This window comes from Acidaminococcus hominis, from assembly GCF_022484025.1.
GTDB lineage: Bacteria > Bacillota > Negativicutes > Acidaminococcales > Acidaminococcaceae > Acidaminococcus > Acidaminococcus hominis.
In genome coordinates, this window is record NZ_JAKVMG010000001.1 from 437,244 (window position 1) to 460,622 (window position 23,379).

Below are 23,379 nucleotides of genomic sequence, written 5' to 3' on the forward strand. Positions count from 1 at the left end.
TCCTTTGCGGCAACAAAAAGACCGCCGAAGTGGGCAGTCTTGGTAATGATGATATGGATTATTTCTTTCTGATTGTAAGGCAGCGGTCTATGCCGTACAGCACAGTCAACGTACTGCCGTTATCCCAATGCACCAGCAGACTGCCGGTGTCATCCACACCGACGACTGTTCCCTTGGTGCCGATCGGCGGAGCCTGGGCGTCGTCCATTTGCACCAGTACAATCCGCGTCCCGGCGGGATATGTGCTGCGCAGTTGCTCCAGCCTTTCCTTATTCGGATATCTCATCAGGGTGTTCTTCCTTTCTGCCATTTTTAAAGGCCGAGGAGCCGGAAAGGTGCTGCAGGAGCAGCTTCCGTTCGTCCTTGTATTTCGTACCGATAAAGCCAAGGCGAAGCAGAAAGCAGCGGAAGTCGTATTTCTCGTTGGTGGATGGGTGCTCCGTTGCCAGCACCCGTTTCTGCTTCTTTGCCAGATGGCAGAGCGCCGTAATGAAATGGGTGCAGGTTTTGACCGTATCGGCATCCGGGCAGCCGGTGAACCAGGGGAATAACACTTTATCCTCTGTTACCTGCATACACAGCACATCAGTTTGGAAAACTTTTAACATGAGATTGCTCTTGGCCTGAATCAGTTTCTTGAGATTTTCCAGTGCCGTATCGGTGAAGAAAGAGCGCGGCATGGCAATCACCAAGTCGTCTATATTCTCCTGCTTAGACGCCGAATCGTCAGGTTCTTTCTCTATTGGTTCGGCTGGATCGACATGGAATCCCATGCTGTCGAGTTTCTCGAGTAAATTCTTAATGTCTGTACTGTCATCAAAATTAAGATTGCCGTCGCGGTCGACCGTGAAGCAGTCAATCTCATAGGCATAGCTGGGAATCCCCTGATATACTTTGGCGGCTCCGGTAATGGTGCTGATGGCATTCGCCAGTTCCTTACGTGTTTTTCCTTGTGCATGGTACATAATCTTCATGGTAGTAAACCCCTTTCGTTTTTTGTCATGTACATATATCACTCTAACCGGCAATTATAGCAAGGGGTTTGTACCATAATTTGTACAGATTATTCTTGTACTGCCACCATTTTACCGAGCAGCTTTCCGATTAGCCACAGGCCACCGTCAATCAGTGTCGGCAGGAAGCATTGGTCGCGGAACTTGTTCCAACCGGTTTCCTTGTCAGCGGATGCCTGCAACGCAGCGGTGTAGGCATCCGCTACTTCCTTGGCTGCCGGAAGCACCGTTGTATGGAGCCAGGAAATAGTGGCGTTCTTGGCATCCTCCTGCACTGAATCCAAAATATGTTCCTTAATTTCATTTTTAATCGTTTCAATATCCATTTTTTCTATCTCCCTTCAAAATCTGTTATGCCGCGGGCAATGGCCCGGGCGAAATCATCCGCGTTATTCGTAAGCAGCGCGGCATCATCCTCGTTATCAATAAAAGCTGTTTCCACCAGAACGGCGGGCATCGTGGTATCTTTCAACACGATGAGGTTGGGCCGTTCCTTTAGGCCGCGATCTACCGTGCCGAGGCTCTGCACAATCTGCGACTGGATGCAGGCGGCAAGCTGCGGGGACGAACCGCTGTTGTTGGCATAGATAAGCGTTTCTGTACCGCTGGCGCAGCCGCTGTCGGCATTGCAATGCAAACTGACGAATACATCAGCAGGCCATGTATTTGCTGTATCCACCACACAGGGCAGATCCGGTGTTTCCCCAGCCAGATTATCACTTTGCAGGAGCTGCACCTCGCAGCCTGCCGTCTCCAAATATGTTTGGACGAGACTGCCAATCGTAGCAGCCACATCACATTCCCGCAGTCCGGTGTTTGGGTTCACCGCGCCGCTGTCCCGTTCCCGGTCATGCCCGGGGTTGATACATACACGCATTATGTTGCCTCCATTTCAGTATAGGTATACGTTTTTCCATTCCGCGTTACAGTTACCTGTTCGCTTGAGCCGATCTGCTCGATATACCGTTTTACAATCACATCACAGAACTTTTCATCGAGTTCTATCATATAGCAGCATCGTTTCGTCTGCTCGCAAGCCAGCAGCGTTGAGCCGCTGCCGCCAAATGGATCCAGCACGGTGCAGCCGGTCATGCTGGAATTTAGGAGGGGATAGGCTAAAAGCGGTATTGGTTTCATGGTGGGATGGTCCGCATTTTTCCTAGGCTTGTCAAACTCCCATATAGTGGATTCCTTCCGTCCGGTGTACCATTCATGCTTTCCTTTCTTCTTCCAGCCGTAAAGCACCGGCTCGTGCTGCCACTGGTAGGGAGAGCGTCCCAGCACCAGCGACTGCTTCTTCCAGATGCAGCAGCCGGACAAATAAAAACCGGCATCCGAGAAGGCTTTTCTAAAGTTAAGTCCCTCGGTGTCGGCGTGGAATACATAGATACTGGCATCGTCTGCCATGACGGTGTGCATGCAGGTGAACGCATCATATAAGAATTGGTAGAATTTGTCGTCCTGCAGATGGTCATTCTTGATTTTTCCGGCCCGGCCTTCGTAGTTGACATTATATGGCGGATCAGTGACCACCAGATTGACCGGTGTTCCCTGCAGTAATCGCTGGTATGTTTCCGGCTGGGTGCTGTCGCCGCAGAGCAGGCGATGGATTCCCAACTGCCACACATCACCGGTCTTGGAGAATACCGGTTTTTGAAGCTCGGCATCCACATCAAAATCATCATCATGTACACCATCCTTTATATCGTCCTTGAACAGGTCGTCCAGTTCCGCCGGATCAAACCCGGTAAGCGATACATCAAAGTCGCTGCCCTGCAGGTCGGTAATGAGCAGCGCTAATTTATCCGTATCCCAATCGCCGCTGATTTTATTAAGGGCGATGTTTAGGGCTTTTTCCTTTTCGGTGTCCATGTCGATGACGATGCAGTCGATTTCCGAGATGCCCTCCTGCTGGAGCACCTTCAAGCGCTGGTGCCCGCCGACCACGTTGCCGGTGTGCTTGTTCCAAATGACAGGCTCGACGTAGCCGAACTCATCCAGCGAGCGTTTCAGTTTTTCGTACTCCGGATCTCCCGGCTGCAAATCCTTTCTCGGGTTATAGGCTGCCGGGACGAGGTCTTGTATGTTCTTTTTGATCAGTTCCATAATTATTTTCCTTTCCGTGCCTGCAACAGGTGTTCCATCATCGTATCCTGCGGACTTCCTACAAATGCTGTGGTACAGTTTTGCTTGACGATATCGAAAATCTCATACCAGAGCAGGTTCGCCTGCTTCTGGAATGACTGGCTCATCTGCACAAATGGACTGGTAATCGCACCGCCGGTCGTGGGGTGCTTGCCGAGCAGTCCATAGGTGCTGATGGCTTCTTCGCACTGGATATACCGGGCGAATGCCTGGGCATAGGCTTCCAGCAGCCGGGGATTGACGAGCCGTTCGCAGCCGCGGTCCTTCAGCCATTGCCAGGTCTGACGGAACAAGTCGTCCGCACCGAGCGGCTTGCCGTCCCGCTGCCGGGCAGACAAATAGTCACTGGGATTCGGCATATCCTCGCCGGTGAGATCTGCGGCATCGTTTAACTCGGCACCTTCTAAGGCAGGCGTCGGCAGGTCGATAATGGTGGCTGCTTTTCCCTTGTCGATTTTATCGGCCAGCGCCTCCGGCTTGTCCCCGGCGCGGATCCGTCTGCCGCCGCGATTGGTTCCGTCCTTGGCCATGGTTGTTCAACTCCTTTCCCATGCGGTAAATCCCCCGTTTGAACTGCAATTTTTGTGCGTGTGACCCCAGCACCGGTCTAGCATTTGGGCGCGCCAGAGATTTGGACCGCCCCTCCTGGCGAAGCGTAGTCATTCGTAACGGTATTCCTTTCTGGCATGATGCCAACGGTCATCCATCTCGGCGGTTATCATTGAGTGGCACGGCTTGCACAGCGCCATAAGGTTATCCTCGTCGTGAGTGCCGCCGCGGGAGAGGGGACGGATATGGTGCACCTCCGTTGCCGCTGTGGTTTTGTGGTTCTTCAGGCACATCTCACACAGAGGATGTTTTCCGATGTACCGGTCCCGGATGCGCTTCCACGCTCTGCCGTACCGTTTCTTGCTGACAGGACTGCGCTCGTACGCGTCATAACGTTTGTCCATTAATTTTTGGTGCTGCTCGCAGTACCGGTTCACGGTCAGCTCCCTGCAACCAGGGTAGGCACACGGTTTCTTTGGTTTCCAAGGCACAATGTTCATCTCCAGACATAGCAAAAGCCTTCAAAGGATCGCTCCCTCGAAGGCCTCTCTCACACTTTCATGCTATTAGTATGCCACGTCAAATGAATAAATGCGTCCGCGATTTTGGACATCATGTCTTTCCAAATAAAAGAATAGCAAACTTAGCTAATGCACGATTCTTCCTTTTGTAGGCAGACGACCGTTCGATGTGGAAATGATCAGCGATGGCATAGACAGCGCTCGTTTGTGCATCCTCATCAGCATAGAAGGTTTGCAGTACATATTGCTCGTCACTGCTTAGTTTCTCCCATGCGGGCTGAAACCATGCCATGTACTCCAACGCCTGCCGGTAACGTTCCTTCAGGATATCGATGTCTGCCAGACCGGAGATGATATGATCTTCTACGGCATGCGGGTTGCTGGAGTGCGGCATCCCATCGAAACCGGACGGATGCAGGCTGGTCATGGCAGCATATGCCTGCTTGATATCCTCGCTGGTATTTTCGATGATGAACTGCGTGCTGTCGTAATCCCGGATGGCATCAATAGCACCGCTTCGTTTATTCAGATACTTCCAGATAACACTCATAGGCTGCCTCCTTGCAAGCTGGCCCGGACTGCATCAATCAGTGCAGCCTGGGTTTTGTTTTTTTCTTTCAATGATTTCATAATGGTTTCATCTATGGTTCCGGCAGTCAGAATGTGATGAATGACGACCGTATCCGTTTGTCCTTGCCGCCAGAGTCTGGCATTCGTTTGTTGGTATAATTCCAAGCTCCAGGTTAGTCCAAACCAGACGAGAGTGGATCCGCCTTGTTGCAGGTTTAGACCATGTCCGGCAGAGGCGGGGTGGAGAATAGCAACAGGAATAACACCAGCGTTCCAATCTGTTATATCTTGTGAAGTCTTGATTTCTCGCACCGTAAACCGTTGCTGAATCCGTATCAGATCATGCTTGAACCAATACGCAATCAATACGGGTTTGCCATTGGCACCTTCAAGAATATCCTCCAGGGCATCGAGCTTTCGGTCATGAATGGGAATGATTCGCTTTTCCGCATCGTAGACGGCACCATTTGCCATCTGGCATAGCTTGTTTGATAAGGCAGCCGCGTTTACGGCATCAATTTCTTTCCCATCTAGTGAAAGCACAAGCTGGGAACACAAGGTATCATACATGTTTCGTTCCCGCTTCGAGAGTTGTACACTGATTTCATTTCGTACTACTGCTGGCATAGTCAGATACTCCTTGCTTTTCATGGAAATGGTGATGTCTGCGATACGCCGATAGATTTCTTCTTCCGCACCGGGTTTTGGCTTATAAGAAAAGATCATCTGTTGGTTCCGTTTATCCGGTTGGAAAAATTCACTCCGGTAATGGGTGATAAAACGACCAAGTCGCTGTCCCATATCCAACAGGCGAAACTCTGCCCATAGATCCATCAGGCCATTTGAAGAAGGCGTACCTGTCAGTCCTACGATGCGTTTTACCTTGGGACGAACTTTTAATAGACTCCGAAACCGTTTTGCTTGATATGATTTAAAAGAGGAGAGTTCATCAATTACCAGCATGTCATAATGAAAGGGGATGCCGGAATCTTCTATCAACCAAGGCACATTCTCGCGATTGATAATGTGGATATTGACCTGCTGCAAGAGTGCGGCTTTTCGTTCCGTAGCCGTACCAATAGCAACGGCATACGTTAAGTTATGCAGATGGTCCCATTTCTGGATTTCTGCTGGCCATGTGTCCCGTGCTACCCGGAGAGGCGCGATGACCAGAACGCGGTGTGCCTTGAAGCTGTCAAACAGCAGATCGTTCATGGCCATCAGGGCAATGGATGTTTTGCCCAAGCCCATATCAAGCAGAACGGCGGATATCGGATGCGTTTCGATGTAGTCGATGGCATATCGCTGGTATTCATGAGGTTTGTATTTCATCCAGCATCCCTCCAATCTGCTCTGGTCGGTCAAGCACATAGACTTTGAAGTCCAGCCGACGAAGCAGTTCGTGTCTTGCTGTCTGTAGCGGGTGCGGCACCTTGCCTGGAGCCTTGACTTCCACGAAGGCCATGTGGCCTCCGGGGAGAAGCACAATCCGGTCCGGCATGCCATCACACCCGGGACTTACGAACTTTGGCGCAATACCGCCCAACATCTTTGCCGCCTGTGTTAATTTTGCTTCAATCTGTTTTTCTCTCATTTTCAGGTCCTCCATCAGGATTTTTAACTGGGGTGTTGACCTCGACGACCTCGATATACAGACTTTTTTTATATCAATTTTTATGTCCCTAAGAAAAGTTCCTGTAAAAGAGGTCGTCGAGGTCAACATTTGGTAGTTATTTCAGAAAATCTTCAAAATCTCCATCATCCGTTTTTAGCCGCAAACCAATAAAAAATCGCTTCCCTCTGGGGTTAGTTCTCTTAAAGCCTGCATTCTCCAGTGCAAAATAGAAATCTGCAGTGCTGCGGACATATTCGTTTGTGTCAATGCTGTAATTACGGTATGCCTGATATAAGGCACCGGAGCTTTCACGGAAACCAGCATCAAGCTCGCATTTGTCTTCAAGAAAATGGCCAAACCAGTCGTTCTGCGCCCGGTACTCTGCAATCGCTTTCTTCACGCATGCCGGGACTGGGATTTTGTAGTCAAGTGCGATGACCTTCCGGGCACCTTCGATGATCCAAGTGAGGATACTTTCACCGGCGTTGTTGTAAAGATACTCGCCGTAATTCTTGATGTCGCTGGTACCTTCGATCTTGGCGTCGAACGGGATGACGATCAGCCTGCGCCAGATACCGTCATCGGAAGCGCTGACCTTCGGCAGATGGTTGGTGTAGAGCACCAATGTATGGCAGGGCGTGAAGCTGAACGGGTCCTTGTACTTTTTCTCCGCAAATACATCGTCGGTGGAGCAGAGCTGTTTGACGGTAGAGTCGTTGAGCCTTGCGCCTTCCTGCATTTCCGCCGCGATCAGCAGACGCTTGCCTTTGACCTCCGCCATTTCTGGCTTGATATTCCTTCGGCAGCCGACCGTCAGCGTATCGGCAGAGATGTTGCCGCTGTAAAGGCCCAGCACACGGGAGACAGCATTCCAAAAGGTCGATTTGCCGTTCCGCCCGCAGCCGTAAGAGATGATGAGAGCTTCCACAAAGACCTTCCCGATAGCGGCCAGTCCGCAGATCATTTGGACATAGTTGATGAGCTCTTGATTCTTGCAGAAGATTAGGTTCAGGCTGTCATGCCAGAGCTGTTCGCCTTTACTGCTGGGTGAAACGGACGTGATCTTGGTGATATAGTCCTCCGGGGAATGTTCCCTCGCTCCAGCGATACCTTTGCGGAGATCATAGGTTGCGGTCGGGGTACAGAGGGCAAAGCAGTCCGCATCCAGATCACGAGGCGAAATCTCCAACATGGGGTGCGCTTCCTTCAGCGTCGCGGTAATATTCTTGGAATCACGGCGGCGGATTGCAAAGGACTGATATGCCTTTGCTGCGAGGAAGGCAGTGTAGGCTTCAGTCTGCGTATCATTGAACAGGGCCTTGGCCTTTGAAGTTGTATCGAGGATTCCCTGAGCGCCGCAGTCCGTCAGGGCTTTCATCGCCTCGTGCATATCCTTCGCGGCTTCCTCCAATTGGCGGCGGGTCAGTTCATGAGCGACGGCCTGTGCTCCGGGTTCAGTTTCCTTCCAGTAGTGTTCTGTGTACCGGATGAAATGGGTGGCTGGCGAGTATCGCAGTTCACCAGAGAAATGCTTGGCAAGCACCTCGGCCTGTCCGACGTCGGAGAAATCTGCCGGTTTATAGGAGGTGTCGTCGTTGTAAACCTCCGGTGAAACGTACCCGGACTGTTGCTGGACTCTGGCGTAAAACCGCTGGGCGCTGTGCCAGATGGTCGAAAGCTCGGAATCTTCCAGAGGGGGTATGCATTTCGCAGCCTCGTCGAGGAAGCACTGGTAAGCTTCTTCGCTGTCGCCGTATTTCTTGATGACCCGCCCGGCAAAACGGGACATGGTTGCGTTGCGGCTGCCTTCCGGTATAACCAGACTGGCTTGATGGCCTCCTGCCATATTTGCATCAAAGTCGTCATCCTCCAGAAACTCGGTCAAATTTATGCTGCCGGGGAAAATTTCAACGTCGGTCGAAGCCGTGCCAAAGAAGAAACGTGCGGCATCCAGCGCCTGTATATCAAAATATGGAAAGATAGAGTTGACCAGCTTCTTCATGCCGCCGTAAGCGGCCGCGTCTGTCATGCGTGTGATCGCAAAAAGGATATGAAACTTCGGCCGGGCGGACTTTCCGTTTTTCTCGCGCATATTGTAGCGGCTGTAGTGGACCGCAAAGCAGACGTCTGGAAAGGCAGCGGCGACGTCCGCAGGCAGTACCCAATCCTCCGGGTTTTCAGAGTGGTCGTTGTCACAGTCGACCGGGAGACAATCCGCGCCGAGAAAATTGTCACCGCTTCGGTAGCTGTTTTTGTACTCAGCGCAGACGTAGTCGTGGCAGACCGCCGCCCGCAGGCTGTCTTCATCCGTAATCACGGTCTTATTGGGATAGGAGCAGTTGCCGGGATTGCCGATGATGTCGGAACTATACAGGGTGAACATCAGTCATGCACCTCTTTCGAACCGTCCTCCAGAACCTTGGTGATGAATTTGAGCGCCGTGATGATCGTTTCAAGCTCACAGTCGCCGCCGAGGGTAACTTCGAAACCCTCGCTGCCAAACTTGTCCCGCGTCACATGGACATCCATCTCTGTGGAGGCCAGATCTTTGATGCGAAAATAGGTGCGGCTGCCGTGTCCACCGTCGCCACCCTGATAACCATTTGTGCCCGCCTCTACTTCGAGAATATTGGCGCTCACGACCTCGCGCTTATAAGTAGGAATTTCAATGCCGCCTATGCGGCGCGTACCTTCAGTGATTGCAAACATCTTGTACCTCCTCCAATTCTTCTGTGAAATAACGCAGGCGGTAGTCTTTCCACCTGGCTCGTTTGATCTCTGCCTGCATGCCAGCCGAGATATTGCTGCCGAACACCCAGACCTCTGAACATTTGCTCATGAGCGCATTTCCGAAGAACAGCCCAAGTTCACGTTCGTTCGGATCGGCGTCATTCAGAAACTGCGGAAACAGCAGATGCGGCGCGATCGGGATGAAACCCTTGTCCACAGCAAACCGGCTGTAACCTCGCGCAGCCTTTACGTTCTTTTCGATGACTCCCGCATAGGGAGAACAGATATATACGATTGGCCGGAAAGCGCGGAGCGCGTGTTTCTCTTTTTCAATCAGCGTAAGGGCTTCATAGGCAGTTGGGTCATGGTAGCCCTCAGCGTTACGTTTATCGATACTCATTTATGAGCCTCCTTTCCGGGCAGGCTTTTAGTCCACCTCTGTTACCCAATGGAGCCGAAAACCCGCCTTGGCCGAAAATTTCTCAGTCTTTTTTATAAAAATCCGTTTCATAGCCATCCGCCCGTAGCAGAAGGCCCTTTGCCCACGGCGGCGTCCGACCCATCTGATCGCAGACCGCCTGCAGAGACATACGCGGATCAGCCTCAATGACCAGTTCATCGTGGATATGCATGACAATGGAGCAGTTCCGAAGCGTCTGCATGGCATAGCACAGGATATCCCGGCTGGTCGCCTGCACGATATTTTCCACAAATTTTGGACCATAGGAATCGAGTCGTTCCCATTTCTTTGTGCCGCCGACACCTTCGTAGGTGATGCAACTGCCGCCGAATTTGTTCTCGCCGATATGCGGTTTGACGTAGACGAGCTTTCGGCCGGAGGGCAGCGTGATAAAAAGCATGCCGCTCTGGCAGGAGAAGATAATGCCGTGCGTTGTATTGGTATGTTTATTGCGAACAGCCTCCATTGCGGCACGGTCCACATCCCACCAGAGTTTTACGATGTTTGGATTGGACTGCCGCCATGCGTCAACCAACGGAGGAAGTTCCTCCTCTGTGAGTCCCATTTCCAAAGCTCCCATCGCTTTGAGCGCCCCGACCGAGCCGCCGTAGCCGAGCGCCAATTCCGCGATTTTTCCTTTTTGCCGCAGGTGACCGTTGATGCCGTGCTTTTCGACAGGGATCTTGAACATCTGACTGGCGCTGGCGCAGTAGATGTCGCCGCCTTTCTTGAATACTTCGGTTCGCCAGTTTTCTCCGGCCAGCCACGCGATCACGCGGGCTTCGATGGCGCTAAAGTCCGATACAATGAACTTTGTACCGACTCTCGGCACAAAGGCTGTGCGGATGAGCTGCGAAAGCGTGTCCGGGATATCTTCATAGAGAAGTTCCAGCGCGTCAAAATCTCCGCAACGCACAAGGGCACGGGCCTGTTTCAGATCGGGAAGATGGTTCTGAGGCAGGTTTTGCATCTGAATCAGCCTGCCTGCCCAGCGGCCGGTCCGATTCGCGCCATAAAACTGGAACATCCCACGGGCGCGGCCATCGGCGCAAACAGCAGTCTCCATCGTCTGGTATTTTTTCACGGACGATTTGGCAAGCTGCTGCCGGAGGGAAAGCGCCTCGCCGAGCGGCTCCGGCGCGATCTTCAGAAGTTCGGCGACGGCTTTTTTGCCGAGCGTATCGGTTTCCAGCCCATTGTCGGAGAGCCATTGCTTCATCTGCTGCACTGAGTTCGGATTATCCAGCTTCGTCAGTTTTTTCATCGCGGCAGTGAGCTTTTCGCGGGACCGGCCGTCCATGTCGATTGCCTGTCTGACCAGTGTCATATCCAAGGCAACGCCATGGTCATTGATTTCCTGATCCAGATGGTATTCATCCCACACGGATTCCGGCACCGGGAAGTTTGCGAGCTTGGCCTGAATCGCCATTTCCGTTTCGACATCCCGAACGTTGTATTTTTTGAACATGGACCATTTCTCCGGTGCATGGTACGGGTAGTTTCGGATACGCTGGCCGTTCACTTTTGTCGGTGCGCAGGGCCGACAGAAAAACTTGACGAGGTCTTTTCCTTCCGTCAGCTTCTGCTTTTCAAGACCGAGGACCGTGCCGACGCCTTCCAGCGAAAGCGGCAGGCCCATTGTGGCAGCCCATATCATGGAGCAGTGCCATTGGGCGGGCTCGAGATATTCGCCGGTCGGTAAGCCAAGATACCGGGATAGGCAGATCCGTTCAAAGCTGGCGTTGAAGGCCCACTTCGTTACGGATTCATCCGTGAGTGCGGCTCTGATTTCATCCGGCAGCTTTTCACCGCAGGCAAGGTCGATGGTTTGTACAGGGCCGTTGTCGGCGCTGTAGCCAAAGAGCAGAATCTCAAAGTCAGGAGCCTCCACATAGCGGTAAACGCCTGATTTTGAGAGGTTGATGCTACTGAAAGTCTCCAAGTCCACGGACAATGATGTTATGGTAGCCATGAAAATATCCTCCCGTGTTTTATGGCGCTGATAATCGACTGTGACACACCATACATGGCAGCAAGGTCCGAGCCGCGTATGCCACACCAAATTCCAAATCGAATCGCTCCAACATCATCAACAGACAGCTTTCTCCATAGCTTCCCTTGTCTATAAACATCAAGGATGTTGTCGGTTCTGGTACCATAGCGAAGATTAGATAAACGATTATCAGTCGGTATACCATTTAAATGAAGAACCTCCATACGCTTTGGAGGCTCTCCAACAAAAGTTTTCATAACGAGCTGGTGTACAGGTTTACCATTGGTGCCTTTGCGAAGAATTACAGAAACATGACCACACTTACAATAGCGACCGGGTTTTAGAATTCGTTCTGGAATAGTACGGTAGAATGGCTTTCCTGTATACCAATTCTTGCTGACGGCCATGCGCTTAAGGCTTTTAATGCGGCCCATAGTGCTTGCCTGATATTCACCCTCATAGCCGGGTATGTCTTTCCATATTTCGTTTTTCATATAATCGTCCTTTCATAACTCGAAAGGGTGGCAAGATTGCTCCCACCACCCACGGGTCAGACCTTACTTATTTAACTGCTCCATACGCTTCTGGTGGTATTCCTCATCACGGGCAGCCTGTTCCTGCTCACGTTTGTCGCGTTCCTTACGGTACTCGATATCGCGGGCGGCGGATTCCTGCTCACGCTTTTCACGCTTGCGGTCGTAGATCCAGCTCTGAATTGCGGTGATCAGGAACACAACGCTGAAGATAAGCCAAATGGCGATAAGCACGGTTACCAAAATTGTCTGCAATGTAGTCATAGTTGTTTCCCTCCTTAGTTCAAAAAGTCGTCATCGTTGTCAGTAGCAAAGTCGTCCTCTGCGCTCATTTTGCCGCCGAGAGGTTCCCCAGCGCGGATAAGTTGCAGATTGTTGAGGCCGCAGGCGATACCCTTGTTGCCGTTGCTGTTGAAGGCATACAGGTTGATGCTGGCGCGGCCGTAGACACCGGAGTAGACCTCAGAACGGGTCAGGACCGGATTGAGGTCTGCATCCACGATGCCGGGTGCCGTAGCGGAGTTGGCATTGATGAAGTAGGCATTGGCATAAGCGGGATCGTCCGGACGCTCGGCATCACCATTGCGCAGTGGATTCTTGATTGCGGCCAACGGCGGTACGGTCTTGCCGTTGCCCTTGAGTTTGGATTCGCCCTCGTGGTAGGCAGCTTCAATGGCGGCCTTCAGCTTGGCGACAGTCTTGGTATCAGATTTTGGGATAATCAGGCTGACACTGTATTTCGGAGTGCCGCCGTTGATGCTTTTGGGCTCCCAGACGTTTGCGTAGCTCCAACGGGTGTCGGGACCGGTGATGACCTTCATGGGGTTTTTGACTTTGTTCGTATTATTAGACATAAGATTGTCCTCCTTAATTTTCATTAAAATCGGCTGTTGCCGTAGACATCGCCGGTCGTTTATCGCTCTCCGGCACGAGCGTTGGTTTGCCTTGCGGTTTTTCGATGTAAGGGCTCAGAAGTTCGTCAAAGCGGGATTTGCCGAGCATTTTTTGCATGGCGGTGATGCCAAGCACCTTGCGTTCATACGGGTCAAAGCCCGCGTGCTCAACAACGTCGGCGACAACCGAGTCATTGACGTACTTCCGATTGGACCTACCTTCGACTAACTTCCAGCCGCTCCACGACTTGCCGCTGATCGCCTGCTGCAGGGCGTATTTCTTTATGTCGGATGCCCATGCGACAAGCTCATCCACCTTGGCGAGAATATCTTCGATATCCTCATCCGTGAGCAGCGGTGGAAGTTTGAACTCATACTGAGCCAGAGCGAGATTCGCTTCGGCACGGGCACGGCAGTCGTTCTTCGCCTTGCAGAAACCGCACCATTCGCCGCAGAGGAAATTACCGTCACCGGCAAACGCGAGTTCGGCGGTAGGCTTCAGAACTTCATCTGCCCAGCGGTACAGGTCATCTTTGGAAACCTCGTAGGTGCTGACGTTGTCCCGGCGCGGCTGGTAGATGGTCATGCTGACCGTTTCAATGTCGTAGATTTTGTCGAAGAGTTCCAGCGCGCCGAGCGCGTAACACATGAGCTGCGGATTTTCCTCCGCCCGGACGAGCACGCCGAGTCCATGCTTGTAATCGCAGATTTTGAGGGTGCCGTCTGCGATGATGAGGGCATCCGCCGTTCCGAAGCCACCCTCCACCCAGCGGGAGAAGTCGACGCGCTGTTCGATGAGCACTACCGGATCGGCGCAGACATGCTTGGCGGCCTCGACCTGTTCGAGTACATAAGCGGCGTAGCCAGTGGCACAGTCATTCATTTCCTTATTGAACCAGGTCAGGTTTTCGGTCGGGTCCTCAGCTTCCAGCCCCAGCGCCTTACGAAGTTTGTATTCGCAAAGTGCGTGGGCGTCGGTCCCTTCGGCGGCGTAATCACTGCCCTTGTCCTCGTAACTCTCGCACAGCCGTGCGGACGGCGGGCAGTGGAGCCAGCGGTCGGAGCTTGATGCTGAGAGCACTGCATGTCCTTTAGGTGGCATCGTCCAGTACCTCCGCATCAGCAAGCAGCGCCTTGTAGTTCGCGGGATCAATCTTCGAAAGTTTATCTGCACCGTACTTTTGAAGCAGCGAGCGAATCTCAACGGTATGACCCTTGCGGGATTTCTCCGCGAGAACGGCTCTCACTTCTTCAAGCGTTAGTGCCGGCTCCGTCACCGGTGTTTCTTCGGAAGGCTCTGCGGCGCTAAACGCCCCGTTCAGCCAGTCTGCCACGCTGTTAATAGCGGCAGCGGCATTCCGCAGTTCTTCGATGATAGTAGCCATATCGCCCATTTTGCTCATCGGAATTTCCTCCTTCCTTGTGTTGACTCTGGTTGGCAAGTACGGTCAGTTTTCTTGCCAGACGTTTGGACACGACGCTGATCGTGGTCAGAACTTCAATGAGCTCCTCGTCTGCAGCACTGGTCCGGGTATTGGTTTCGTACATTTCGTTCACCTCCTTGGAAGGAGCGGTTGTCGTTTTTGCTCTTTCCACTACCCAATGGAGGTCAAAGTGCCGTTTGGCCGAAAAGCTCAGAAAGTTTTTGAAAAAAAGATGCCTCTCTCCAGCAGAAACCAGAGAGAGGCGTTGAAGTTTAGATGAAATCCTTCAGATAATCGGCAAGTGCGGCAAACAGCTTGTCCCTTTTATAGACGAAAGTATTCCGGGCCATCCCCATTTCCTTGCCGCAGTCGCGTTCGGAGCGGCCCTCCATCACAAGCTCACAGATTCGGCGACCTTCTGGATCAAGCTCGTCCAACTTATGAAGAAGTGTGTCCAGCAGTTCGCGGTCCTCCATCACGAATTGAGCGCTGGGCCTGTCATCCGGAAGATCTTCAAGCCAGCTTTTTTCGTTGCTATCCTCGTCGGTGACAGTGTAATCAAGGGAAAGCTCATCGCCGCCCTTGTGAAAACGGCAGGTGCAGCAGTCCATATCGCAGAGATAGCGCTTGCTGGCCGGACAGACACAACGGCCGTGTTCCTGTTGCCTGCGGCGATAGGCATTGATATCGCGGTAGTAATTATCAAAATCTGTTTTGCTGACCGGCACCCACTGATGCAAGTCCTTGAGGTAGATTTTGCGTTCTGTAGATTCGTTGTCATTGATTTTCATAGAGATTCCTCCGTTTGTCGTTTCTCGAAACGGAGGAATCTGCAGAGCTGACCTAAAAATGGCAATAGTATGCCGTCCGCAGTCCTAACGGATTACTCCGTTTCGGATTGCAGCTTCCTGCTCAGTAGTCAGCTGTACGTTATTCTGTTGTCCACCTCATCGCACTGAACCATCCGTGATCGGCGGATGTACTTTGAGGCGACGACCACATCAATTTCGCAAAATATCGTGTGCTTTGAAGAAACTCCTTTCGCGTTCACAAAATAATGTTGTTCTTTGCGAAATTTGGTGGTATAATGTATAAAAGCGGCTCGTAACAAGCACCTTGGTGGCTCTCTTACGGCTTCTTTTACACTTGTATTGTACAAAAATAGAATGTCCACGAACTTGACGTCCGTGGACATGAATGTACAAGTGATGTACAAATAGAGGAGGCGCGGTAATGACATTCAGTGAGTTTTTAAAGCTGATGCATTCATATATTGGATGCGGCGTTACTCAGCAAGACTATGTCTTGTATATCACCAACCTAATCATTCGGGAGCCATCAAGCGAATCTGAGGAGGCTGCAGACGAAGCCGATAATTATAATCCGATGTCAGGAAAATCGCCGAACCTGTTAAGCAAGATATACAACGGCGAGAGTAACAGAAAGATTGCAGTCAACGATGCCCGTCGCCTGCTAAGTCTTTTTTCCAAAACAAAATTTGTAGATGAATTTATAAGCGTAGACATGGAAGCCAGGGAGAACCTGGTGGGGGCTCTAAAAAAACATGAAATTACATCAACGGCAGAAACTGTTGATGAGGTATGCGCCGAAATTTTCTACAGACTAATTGAAGCAATGGCCACCGGCAGAAATTATATTTCTTCCAGCGACATTCCTCATGTTGATAGATATGGTCAGCGTCTGGCAGAGGCTCCTTTGACTTCTGTCTATGTCGAGGATGGAGTTATTCATATCGCGGACGAAAAAATAGAACTCCCGATCCAGCTCACGCCAGAAGAGGAGTTTGCACCATATGAGTTGCCATATATCAATGCTTTATGTGATGCTTACGCCGATGCATTGTCAATGATAATTACGCCGGATGATATTGATAAATTGCCGAATCGCTACCATAAGGATTTTGTTTCACAACGTGAGGCATATTTTGCGGCTGAAAGTCTGCAGCGGTCTGTGCGCGAAGTATATTCAGATGGGGAAGATCAATTCAACAATTTAAAAAAAGAAGCATATGACGGCGTTGAAAACACATATCTTCAGGATTATGAGAACGGCTATAAACGCCTTCAAGCAGTAATTGATAAAATGCTGACCATGCCGCTTAGCGCGTCTACATTAGCACGCACTACAAATTTGATCAGGAATATGGTTAGAAAGGGCATTTGCCATGTTTTGGTGAATGATGGGCGCATCAAGTCCTGGGTAAATACCGATGAATGAAGTCTTTAATACACCTTTTGAGATTTCGCTCAGGATGGTATTACTGCTTTCTGCGTGCGATAATGCCATAACGGCGGATCGCGCGGCGGCCTTGGATTTTATAACTGTATACAGCAGCGCATTCCATTTATCTCAACAGTCAATCAATGGCGAGAATGATTTCGGATTCAGCGAATTTGCTACACGCCGGGAACTCGTTAATAAAGCTCTAAAGAGCATGGTTATTGACGGCTTGATGGCTGTTCGCAGAGACGAGTTGGGGTTTCAATATTCGCTCAGTCCATCTGGAAGAAAATTTTGCAGCAGCTTAAATAGCGAGTATGCAAAAGAATATAGTAAACTTGCGGCAATTACAGTGAGAAGCACAAAAACCAAAAGTGATGTAGATCTGTTGACTTTAATTACGCATGAGTCAACTCAATCGCTAAGGAGGTAGCGCTATGGCAAAAGGATTCTATATTAAACAAATCGTAGCAAAGAGCTCTACCAAAAGCGACTCTACAATCGAATTCTGCCCCAAGTTAAACATTATTGAGGGCCATTCCAATACGGGTAAGACCTGCGTTGCAAAGTGCATAGATTTTGCATTCGGCGGGTCAACGAAGAATCCATTTAAAGAATCATCCGGGTTTAACCGGGTGTGCATGACTGTTTCAACTTACGATGGGAAAGAACTCGTTATAGATAGAACCGTTGGTAAAAATCAGGCCATGGTCACAAGTGAAATAGATGGCATCAGCAGCGATACATATGATCTTGAACCCAAGAAGAATCAGAAGCATCCTGTCTTGAACACCATTTGGCTGATGCTCATGGGCATCAATTGCGATCCTGAGCCGCAGGTAGTTATTAATTCACGGTTTGAAAAGAAAAGGCTCACTTGGAAGAGTCTCCTCCGGCTCTTCTATTTGGACGAGGACCGGGTCGGAGATTCAGAATCGATAATTGTGCCTCAACACAGATATTATGAGAATACATATTTTTTATCTGCTCTGCTTTATCTGTTGACCGGGCGCGACTTTTCTGAAACAGATGCAAAAGCAAAAAAGGAAATACGTCAAGCACGAAAAAAGGCAATCACGGAGTATGCAAACGGCAAGATACAAGAAGCGACAAAACGTCGTGAGCTGCTTAGCAAACAATTGGAACTGTTTGATGGAATTGACGTTGAGCAAAAGATCGCCGAGTTGGTGCAATCTTTGGAAACTGCCGAGGAAGGTATTTCCTCCGCTCTAAATGAGAGTAAAACATTATTAAGTACAATCATGGAGACAGAAGAACGCGAAGCTGAATGTGATATTTTGCTTTCAAGGTTTAAACAACTTAAGGGGCAGTATTCGGCAGATATCAAGCGGCTTTCATTTATCGCAGATGGGGAAAACGAGCTTAGCAACGTACCCAAGCCTGCCAATTGTCCTTTCTGCGATGGTAAGATTGCACCTCGCGGAAGAAAATCATATATAGATGCTTCTAAAGCAGAACTAAAGAGAATTGCGGCACAACTGGAAGGACTTATTAGTTCTGAGCAGGATGTTCTGGCTGAAAAGTCGGAAATTGAAGAGAAACTAAAGGAGCTTCGGCAGAAACGCGATAATATTGAAGCATTAATAAAAGAGGAATTGCAACCCAAGGCGAGCCAGTTGAGCGAATCTATTGCATCTTATAAGGCTTATATACAAATTTCTAACGAAATAAAATTGGTGTCGTCTTTTGCACAGGATTTCGCTGTTGATATCAACACCTACTCTACTGATGAAGATGAAAATGAGATTGAATATCACCCCAGGGAGTATTTTGACGATGACTTTCAAAGCGTGATGACTGAGTACGCCATGCAAATCCTCCGTGAATGCAATTACGAAAATCTTACGAGCGCTCGTTTCGATATGAGTATTTTTGATATTGAAGTCAATGGCGAAAGCAAGGAAAATAGTAATGGAAAAGGCTATAGAGCATATTTGAACTCAGTCGTAATCTTAATGTTCAGAAAGTATCTTTATAAATACGCGAAGTTCGACCCAAGAATGTTTATTATTGATACCCCGCTACATGGCTTCGACGAGGGCATCGATGAAACAGCACCAGAAAGTATGCGAACAGCTCTTTTCCAGTACTTTATTAATCATCAGGATGAGGGACAATTGATAGTGATTGAAAACTTGGATCACATTCCCCATTTGCCGTATGAAAAATCCGGCGCGACAGTAACAAAATTTGTAAAAGGACGCGAACCAGGTAGGTATGGTTTTTTAAATGATGTTAAATGAATTTGTGAGCAACAGCAAAGCAGGAGGCGAACCCATGAAATTTAGTTATAACAAGCTTTGGAAACTTATGATTGATAAAGGTATCAACAAAAAAAGCCTGCGTGAAATGAGTGGCATTAGCGCAACGTCTGTTGCAAAGCTTGGAAACGGTGGAAATGTAAACACCGAAATTCTACTCAAGATTTGCGCAGCATTGAATTGTGATGTTGGAGATATTATGGAAATCGTCCCAGACGACAAGTAAAAGTCCGGAAAATGGGACACGCGTTGTGAGATTATTTAAGGAGGCGCAGAATGGGAGTAATTATTCGGGCACGTGATTATCTGCCTGAAAAGCAGGCGGGAATGTTGAAACCGATCATATTCTGCGTGTCCAGCAATGAGATGGTAGAAAAATCTGTTTCCATAAACAAGATGCTTGCTGAAGAATTGATAAAGGTGCGGAAAAACCGCCGGACGGTGCAGATGGAACGCTGCTTTAACCAAGTGATTTTAGGGTTGCCTGATGGGGCTGTCATAAAAGACTTTGATGTTCTGTTCAATCCTGATTATCAGGTGGACGTCTTGAAGATATTTGTCACTGCATGCAAGCAAAAAACGTTCAGTGTCCTTTGGCCCGGTAGGCTGGAAGATGGAAAACTGTTTTATGCAGAAGAGGGCTTTCCAGATTATAAGGTGTACAACATAGGCGATTACGATATTACTTGCATCGTATAGCCGAGAGGAGAAAAAGCATGAAATATTCTAAACTAATTAGTTTTAATCCGATTGAAGATGTCATTCAGCTCACGACCGCCAGTGATGAAAATAAGGCCCGCGAATATGTAAAGACCTATGTTATGTCCGATGCTATGGCCGATAGCTTGAAAGCCACGGTTATCGATCAGCTGCGAATGGACGAGGTCATTGACAATAAGGGCGTTCTCGTCGTTGGTAACTACGGAACCGGTAAATCTCACTTAATGTCTGTGATTTCAGCGGTTGCCAATAACGCTGATAACCTTCAGTACTTGCAGAACAAGAAGTTTGCAAAGAGCATGGAACCGATTGCCGGCAAATTTGAGGTGCTCCGTATTGAAATCGGTGGGGTTACCATGTCACTGCGTGAAATCCTGTTCGGCTTTATTCAGGACGATTTTGATAGCCGTGGCATTGACTTTGAGGTCCCGGATTTTTCGACTGTCCGCGATAATAAGAAGCTGATCAAGGACATGATGATGGCTTTTTCCGCAAAGTATCCGGATAAGGGCTATCTCATTGTCGTAGATGAGTTTTTGTCATACTTGACGTCCCGTAACGAGCGGGATATCGTACTTGATCTGGAATTCTTCCGCGCCTTGGGGGAAATGTGCTCAAAGTCAAATCTGCGTGTGATATTCGGTGTGCAGGAGAAGGTATTTGATAACCCGCGTTTCAGCTTCGTATCAGACACGCTGATGCACGTCAAGGATCGTTTTACGCAAATCATCATCAGCAAAGAGGCCACATCCTATGTTGTCTCGGAACGAATTCTGAAAAAGACGCCAGAGCAAAAGGCCCTCATTCGTGCGCATCTGGAGAAATTCAGTAACCTTTATGCCGGAATGTCCTCCAGAATGGATGAATTTGTGGACCTGTTCCCGATCCATCCGTCCTACATCGACGTTTTCAATCGCATATATCTGATTGAGAACCGCCATATTCTTAAGAACATTTCCTTGACAATCAAAGATATTTCTAATACCAATGTGCCGGAAGACGCACCCGGCGTCATCTCTTTTGATGATTATTGGCCTGCAATCAAGTCGAATGGACTTCTGCGCAGCGATGTAACAATCAGCCGTGTAGTAACGGCGAGCCAGCAGCTGGAAGACATCATCAATCGGTCCTTCCAGAAGCCTGCGTATAAGCCAATGGCAATTCAGATCATCTATGCTCTGAGCGTTCACCGCCTTACTACGAATGGCCTTGACGTACAGTTCGGCCTTACTGCGGAAAACCTGAAGGATGACCTGTGCCTGTACCTTACCATGCCGGAACAGGACGCCGATTTCCTGCTCGGAGCAGTCAAGGCTACTCTGCGTGAAATCATGAAGACGGTTTCCGGGCAGTTTATTATCTTCAACGAAGGAAACGGTCAGTACTATATTGATGTAGACAAGATCGTCGATTACGACGAAAAGATAAAGCAGAAGGCATCTTTGCTGGCCGAAGGAGAACTGAATCGCTTTTTCTATCAGGTCGTTTACAGTTGCCTTGAATGGGAACAAAAGCAATATGTTCCCGGCTTTGAAATCTATGAGCATGACCTGAATTGGGACAGCCACAACATTTTCCGCGAAGGCTATCTCTTTATGGGCCTGCCCGGCGAGCGCAGCACGGCTCAGCCGGAGCGCGACTTCTATATTCACATTATGCCGCCCTATGGCAACGCAGGCGCAGCCAGAAATGACAAGGAAGATGAGGTCTACTTCTACTTCAAGTCCAATGATGAGTTCTATGAAATGCTGTCGCTTTATGCCGCAGCAAATAGTCTGGCAGGCATCAGTGAGGGCAAGGATAAGGAATCTTATCTGACGAAGGCAGGCACACTGCGCAAGGGCCTTGTGAAGTTCCTTAGTGAAAATAAGAATACCTGCTTTGATGTTGTTTATGACAAAGAGCGGCATCAGCTGATTGAAATCCTGAAAGGCCGCTACAACCGGGATTACACATTCAACGATACGATGGACCTTGCGGCGTCGCTCTGCCTTGACGGCTATTTTGACCGCATCTATCCGGAATTCCCGGTTATGAAGACAAAAATTACGCACAAAAATATGGCTGACAACGCACGTGTCGCTTTCGACCATTTTGCGGGCAGAAAGACCCAGCAGTCTGCGCTTATGCTGCAGAGCTTCGGCGTGCTGGACGGCGAGAAAATACGCCCGGAAGGTTCCAAATATGCCGCTTACTATATTGATTTGATAAAGGCACTTCCGCAGCAAGGCGTTCTCAACTTCTCTGATCTGTTCGAGCCGCAGGGACTTTATTGGCAAATCGATAAGAAGTTCCGTATCTGGCACATTTTTACGCCGGTCATTTTCCTTTCGATGGTATATGCAGGCTACGCCGTAATCACGCTGAAGAACGGCGAAACCATTACTGCATCTACTCTGGACAAGGTGCCGAAGATCTCCGCGACTGACTTGTATGAATTCAAATATCTCTCGAAGCCTGCGCAGATTTCCATGGCTGAATTGAAAAAGCTCTTTGACATCATTCAGCTGAACCCGGCGCTGCTGGATAACCCAAATGACCGTGAAAAAGGAGTTACTGATCTTTGCAAGAGAGCGCAGGAGCTTTGCAATAATGCGGTTCGGCTTGAGCGGAAGCTCACCGAAGGTTTTGACCTGTGGGGCGAGCCGCTTGCCAATCAGCAGCAGATTCAGCTCATGCGATCTGCTTGCACGGCGGTGAAGGATGAATTCAGCAATTACGGCGCTCGTTTCAATACACCGGCCAAGCTGAACAACTTCAGCCTCACTTCCGATCAGGTTGAAGAACTGGGCAAGAAGATCGCCCTCCTGCAGATCGTTCCGGAGTATATGGCCTTCAAGCGCGACTGTGGAGATGTCGTAAAGTACATTGCGGACATTGAGTTCATTGACCTTGGTGCTTCTCTGAAATCCGAGATCGAAAATGCAAAAGCGTCGTTCCGCGAAACACGCGACAGCATCATGAATGGAACCACCGGCGAGGCCGCAGCGCAAAAGGTCTGTGCCGAACTGGAAAAGATCAAAGAAAAATACATCACCATTTACTTTGACGAGCACAAAAAGAAGCGCCTTGGCATCGAGGATGCAAAGCGTCGCGGCAAGATTCAGGAGAGTATCGCTCTGTCAAACTTGCGGAAGCTGCGTACCATCGAAATTCTATCCTCTGCAAAGTTGGCGGAGATCGAGCAGGATTTGGCATCGCTCAAGGTCTGCTATGATCTGACGCCGACTGAACTGAAGAGCAGCTCGATTTGCCCGCATTGCAGATTCAGTCTGGAAGACAAGGCAAAGAACACCTACGGACAGCTCGATAACATTGAAAACCGTATTGATGCTCTGGTGGCAGAATGGACGAAAGTGCTGCTGGATACCATCTCTGACCCATTGGTATTAAATCAGAAGGAGTATCTCTCCGATGCGCAGGCCAAGGTTATTGACGACTTCATTTCGAGCAAATCGTTGCCGAAGCGTGTGGATGACTTCTTTGTCAAGAGCATTATGGCTCTCCTGAAGAACTACGAGCCGGTTGTCATCATCGTGGAAGACCTTGTACAGAAGCTGGACGAGCTGCCGCCGCTGGATGAAGCCACGTTCAAGGCAAAGCTGAACGGGATCGTTTCAACTTATACTGCGGGTAAAGACGCAGCGACGCTCCGAATTGTTGTCAAGAGAAGAGAAAGCGAGGAATAAG

Annotated in this window: 27 protein-coding genes; 6 read left to right on the forward strand and 21 right to left on the reverse strand. The window is 49.7% G+C overall.

What is annotated here, in order from left to right:
• Positions 1-58: 58 nt before the first annotated feature.
• The 21 genes from LKE88_RS02075 to LKE88_RS02175 form a co-directional block, all read right to left on the reverse strand.
• Positions 59-286 carry a DUF4314 domain-containing protein gene (locus LKE88_RS02075; RefSeq protein ID WP_276802540.1) on the reverse strand — a complete coding sequence of 76 codons (228 nt, stop codon included), beginning with the start codon at positions 284-286 and terminating at the stop codon, positions 59-61.
• Positions 270-974: a virulence protein gene (locus LKE88_RS02080; protein ID WP_276802542.1), complete on the reverse strand. Its 705-nt coding sequence runs from the start codon at positions 972-974 to the stop codon at positions 270-272. The genes LKE88_RS02075 and LKE88_RS02080 overlap by 17 nt, the downstream gene beginning before the upstream one ends.
• Positions 975-1,063: 89 nt before the next feature.
• Entirely contained in the window at positions 1,064-1,339 is a 276-nt protein-coding gene (locus LKE88_RS02085; protein ID WP_276802544.1) for a hypothetical protein, read from the reverse strand.
• Positions 1,340-1,344: 5 nt separating this feature from the next.
• On the reverse strand, positions 1,345-1,890 hold the full coding sequence (locus tag LKE88_RS02090) for an N-acetylmuramoyl-L-alanine amidase family protein (protein ID WP_276802546.1): 546 nt from the start codon (positions 1,888-1,890) through the stop codon (positions 1,345-1,347).
• A complete protein-coding gene (locus tag LKE88_RS02095; protein ID WP_276802548.1) occupies positions 1,890-3,119 on the reverse strand; it encodes a site-specific DNA-methyltransferase in 1,230 nt (409 codons plus the stop codon). Before LKE88_RS02095 ends, LKE88_RS02090 begins: the two co-directional genes overlap by 1 nt.
• Before the next feature lie 2 nt (positions 3,120-3,121).
• Positions 3,122-3,688 carry a P27 family phage terminase small subunit gene (locus tag LKE88_RS02100; protein WP_048514392.1) on the reverse strand — a complete coding sequence of 189 codons (567 nt, stop codon included), beginning with the start codon at positions 3,686-3,688 and terminating at the stop codon, positions 3,122-3,124.
• 129 nt (positions 3,689-3,817) lie between these two features.
• Entirely contained in the window at positions 3,818-4,198 is a 381-nt protein-coding gene (locus LKE88_RS02105; protein ID WP_276802553.1) for an HNH endonuclease, read from the reverse strand.
• Positions 4,199-4,319: 121 nt separating this feature from the next.
• Positions 4,320-4,778, reverse strand: a complete 459-nt coding sequence (locus tag LKE88_RS02110) for a hypothetical protein (RefSeq protein WP_276802554.1) — start codon at positions 4,776-4,778, stop codon at positions 4,320-4,322.
• Positions 4,775-6,130 carry an SNF2-related protein gene (locus LKE88_RS02115; RefSeq protein WP_276802556.1) on the reverse strand — a complete coding sequence of 452 codons (1,356 nt, stop codon included), beginning with the start codon at positions 6,128-6,130 and terminating at the stop codon, positions 4,775-4,777. The genes LKE88_RS02110 and LKE88_RS02115 overlap by 4 nt, the downstream gene beginning before the upstream one ends.
• The gene (locus LKE88_RS02120; protein ID WP_276802557.1) at positions 6,111-6,392 is read right to left on the reverse strand and encodes a VRR-NUC domain-containing protein; all 282 of its coding nucleotides are present in this window, start codon (positions 6,390-6,392) and stop codon (positions 6,111-6,113) included. Before LKE88_RS02120 ends, LKE88_RS02115 begins: the two co-directional genes overlap by 20 nt.
• Positions 6,393-6,528: 136 nt before the next feature.
• On the reverse strand, positions 6,529-8,796 hold the full coding sequence (locus LKE88_RS02125) for a phage/plasmid primase, P4 family (protein ID WP_276802559.1): 2,268 nt from the start codon (positions 8,794-8,796) through the stop codon (positions 6,529-6,531).
• A complete protein-coding gene (locus LKE88_RS02130) occupies positions 8,796-9,122 on the reverse strand; it encodes a hypothetical protein (RefSeq protein ID WP_276802561.1) in 327 nt (108 codons plus the stop codon). The genes LKE88_RS02125 and LKE88_RS02130 overlap by 1 nt, the downstream gene beginning before the upstream one ends.
• Positions 9,106-9,543 (reverse strand): DUF7768 domain-containing protein, encoded by a 438-nt coding sequence (locus tag LKE88_RS02135; protein ID WP_276802562.1) that lies wholly within the window; start codon positions 9,541-9,543, stop codon positions 9,106-9,108. Before LKE88_RS02135 ends, LKE88_RS02130 begins: the two co-directional genes overlap by 17 nt.
• A gap of 82 nt (positions 9,544-9,625) precedes the next feature.
• Positions 9,626-11,566, reverse strand: a complete 1,941-nt coding sequence (locus LKE88_RS02140; RefSeq protein WP_338076937.1) for a DNA polymerase — start codon at positions 11,564-11,566, stop codon at positions 9,626-9,628.
• Positions 11,563-12,090, reverse strand: a complete 528-nt coding sequence (locus LKE88_RS02145; protein ID WP_276802564.1) for an NUMOD4 motif-containing HNH endonuclease — start codon at positions 12,088-12,090, stop codon at positions 11,563-11,565. The genes LKE88_RS02140 and LKE88_RS02145 overlap by 4 nt, the downstream gene beginning before the upstream one ends.
• 63 nt (positions 12,091-12,153) lie before the next feature.
• Positions 12,154-12,393 carry a hypothetical protein gene (locus tag LKE88_RS02150; protein ID WP_168099475.1) on the reverse strand — a complete coding sequence of 80 codons (240 nt, stop codon included), beginning with the start codon at positions 12,391-12,393 and terminating at the stop codon, positions 12,154-12,156.
• A 14-nt stretch (positions 12,394-12,407) separates the two neighbouring features.
• Complete coding sequence (locus tag LKE88_RS02155; protein ID WP_276802566.1) at positions 12,408-12,983, reverse strand: DUF2815 family protein; 576 nt, start codon at positions 12,981-12,983, stop codon at positions 12,408-12,410.
• 13 nt (positions 12,984-12,996) lie between these two features.
• Positions 12,997-14,124 (reverse strand): DUF2800 domain-containing protein, encoded by a 1,128-nt coding sequence (locus tag LKE88_RS02160; protein ID WP_276802568.1) that lies wholly within the window; start codon positions 14,122-14,124, stop codon positions 12,997-12,999.
• The gene (locus tag LKE88_RS02165) at positions 14,114-14,425 is read right to left on the reverse strand and encodes an rRNA biogenesis protein rrp5 (protein WP_276802569.1); all 312 of its coding nucleotides are present in this window, start codon (positions 14,423-14,425) and stop codon (positions 14,114-14,116) included. The genes LKE88_RS02160 and LKE88_RS02165 overlap by 11 nt, the downstream gene beginning before the upstream one ends.
• Positions 14,361-14,570, reverse strand: coding sequence for a hypothetical protein (locus LKE88_RS02170; protein ID WP_276802570.1), 210 nt, complete (start codon positions 14,568-14,570; stop codon positions 14,361-14,363). Before LKE88_RS02170 ends, LKE88_RS02165 begins: the two co-directional genes overlap by 65 nt.
• Before the next feature lie 148 nt (positions 14,571-14,718).
• Complete coding sequence (locus LKE88_RS02175; protein WP_276802572.1) at positions 14,719-15,237, reverse strand: helix-turn-helix transcriptional regulator; 519 nt, start codon at positions 15,235-15,237, stop codon at positions 14,719-14,721.
• 442 nt (positions 15,238-15,679) lie between these two features.
• Here LKE88_RS02175 and LKE88_RS02180 point away from each other — a divergent pair, with 442 nt between their 5' ends.
• From LKE88_RS02180 to LKE88_RS02205, 6 genes are read left to right on the forward strand one after another with little or no spacing between them, the layout of a single operon-like run.
• Positions 15,680-16,684 (forward strand): ABC-three component system protein, encoded by a 1,005-nt coding sequence (locus LKE88_RS02180; RefSeq protein WP_276802574.1) that lies wholly within the window; start codon positions 15,680-15,682, stop codon positions 16,682-16,684.
• Positions 16,677-17,120 (forward strand): ABC-three component system middle component 2, encoded by a 444-nt coding sequence (locus tag LKE88_RS02185; RefSeq protein WP_276802575.1) that lies wholly within the window; start codon positions 16,677-16,679, stop codon positions 17,118-17,120. The genes LKE88_RS02180 and LKE88_RS02185 overlap by 8 nt, the downstream gene beginning before the upstream one ends.
• A 4-nt stretch (positions 17,121-17,124) precedes the next feature.
• Positions 17,125-18,951, forward strand: a complete 1,827-nt coding sequence (locus LKE88_RS02190) for an AAA family ATPase (RefSeq protein ID WP_276802577.1) — start codon at positions 17,125-17,127, stop codon at positions 18,949-18,951.
• 34 nt (positions 18,952-18,985) lie between these two features.
• Positions 18,986-19,195 (forward strand): helix-turn-helix domain-containing protein, encoded by a 210-nt coding sequence (locus tag LKE88_RS02195; RefSeq protein ID WP_276802578.1) that lies wholly within the window; start codon positions 18,986-18,988, stop codon positions 19,193-19,195.
• Positions 19,196-19,245: 50 nt separating this feature from the next.
• Positions 19,246-19,668, forward strand: coding sequence for a BREX-3 system P-loop-containing protein BrxF (gene brxF / locus LKE88_RS02200; protein ID WP_276802579.1), 423 nt, complete (start codon positions 19,246-19,248; stop codon positions 19,666-19,668).
• Between the two features lie 17 nt (positions 19,669-19,685).
• Positions 19,686-23,378, forward strand: a complete 3,693-nt coding sequence (locus LKE88_RS02205; protein WP_276802581.1) for a DUF6079 family protein — start codon at positions 19,686-19,688, stop codon at positions 23,376-23,378.
• The last annotated feature ends 1 nt before the right edge of the window (position 23,379 follow it).

Bases quoted from the DNA above. Each gene is read 5' to 3' on its own strand.
- LKE88_RS02075 (WP_276802540.1), bottom strand. From the start codon at position 286: ATGAGATATCCGAATAAGGAAAGGCTGGAGCAACTGCGCAGCACATAT.
- LKE88_RS02080 (WP_276802542.1), bottom strand. From the start codon at position 974: ATGAAGATTATGTACCATGCACAAGGAAAAACACGTAAGGAACTGGCG.
- LKE88_RS02085 (WP_276802544.1), bottom strand. From the start codon at position 1,339: ATGGATATTGAAACGATTAAAAATGAAATTAAGGAACATATTTTGGAT.
- LKE88_RS02090 (WP_276802546.1), bottom strand. From the start codon at position 1,890: ATGCGTGTATGTATCAACCCCGGGCATGACCGGGAACGGGACAGCGGC.
- LKE88_RS02095 (WP_276802548.1), bottom strand. From the start codon at position 3,119: ATGGAACTGATCAAAAAGAACATACAAGACCTCGTCCCGGCAGCCTAT.
- LKE88_RS02100 (WP_048514392.1), bottom strand. From the start codon at position 3,688: ATGGCCAAGGACGGAACCAATCGCGGCGGCAGACGGATCCGCGCCGGG.
- LKE88_RS02110 (WP_276802554.1), bottom strand. From the start codon at position 4,778: ATGAGTGTTATCTGGAAGTATCTGAATAAACGAAGCGGTGCTATTGAT.
- LKE88_RS02115 (WP_276802556.1), bottom strand. From the start codon at position 6,130: ATGAAATACAAACCTCATGAATACCAGCGATATGCCATCGACTACATC.
- LKE88_RS02120 (WP_276802557.1), bottom strand. From the start codon at position 6,392: ATGAGAGAAAAACAGATTGAAGCAAAATTAACACAGGCGGCAAAGATG.
- LKE88_RS02125 (WP_276802559.1), bottom strand. From the start codon at position 8,796: ATGTTCACCCTGTATAGTTCCGACATCATCGGCAATCCCGGCAACTGC.
- LKE88_RS02130 (WP_276802561.1), bottom strand. From the start codon at position 9,122: ATGTTTGCAATCACTGAAGGTACGCGCCGCATAGGCGGCATTGAAATT.
- LKE88_RS02135 (WP_276802562.1), bottom strand. From the start codon at position 9,543: ATGAGTATCGATAAACGTAACGCTGAGGGCTACCATGACCCAACTGCC.
- LKE88_RS02145 (WP_276802564.1), bottom strand. From the start codon at position 12,090: ATGAAAAACGAAATATGGAAAGACATACCCGGCTATGAGGGTGAATAT.
- LKE88_RS02150 (WP_168099475.1), bottom strand. From the start codon at position 12,393: ATGACTACATTGCAGACAATTTTGGTAACCGTGCTTATCGCCATTTGG.
- LKE88_RS02155 (WP_276802566.1), bottom strand. From the start codon at position 12,983: ATGTCTAATAATACGAACAAAGTCAAAAACCCCATGAAGGTCATCACC.
- LKE88_RS02160 (WP_276802568.1), bottom strand. From the start codon at position 14,124: ATGCCACCTAAAGGACATGCAGTGCTCTCAGCATCAAGCTCCGACCGC.
- LKE88_RS02165 (WP_276802569.1), bottom strand. From the start codon at position 14,425: ATGAGCAAAATGGGCGATATGGCTACTATCATCGAAGAACTGCGGAAT.
- LKE88_RS02170 (WP_276802570.1), bottom strand. From the start codon at position 14,570: ATGTACGAAACCAATACCCGGACCAGTGCTGCAGACGAGGAGCTCATT.
- LKE88_RS02175 (WP_276802572.1), bottom strand. From the start codon at position 15,237: ATGAAAATCAATGACAACGAATCTACAGAACGCAAAATCTACCTCAAG.
- LKE88_RS02180 (WP_276802574.1), top strand. From the start codon at position 15,680: ATGACATTCAGTGAGTTTTTAAAGCTGATGCATTCATATATTGGATGC.
- LKE88_RS02185 (WP_276802575.1), top strand. From the start codon at position 16,677: ATGAATGAAGTCTTTAATACACCTTTTGAGATTTCGCTCAGGATGGTA.
- LKE88_RS02190 (WP_276802577.1), top strand. From the start codon at position 17,125: ATGGCAAAAGGATTCTATATTAAACAAATCGTAGCAAAGAGCTCTACC.
- LKE88_RS02195 (WP_276802578.1), top strand. From the start codon at position 18,986: ATGAAATTTAGTTATAACAAGCTTTGGAAACTTATGATTGATAAAGGT.
- brxF (WP_276802579.1), top strand. From the start codon at position 19,246: ATGGGAGTAATTATTCGGGCACGTGATTATCTGCCTGAAAAGCAGGCG.
- LKE88_RS02205 (WP_276802581.1), top strand. From the start codon at position 19,686: ATGAAATATTCTAAACTAATTAGTTTTAATCCGATTGAAGATGTCATT.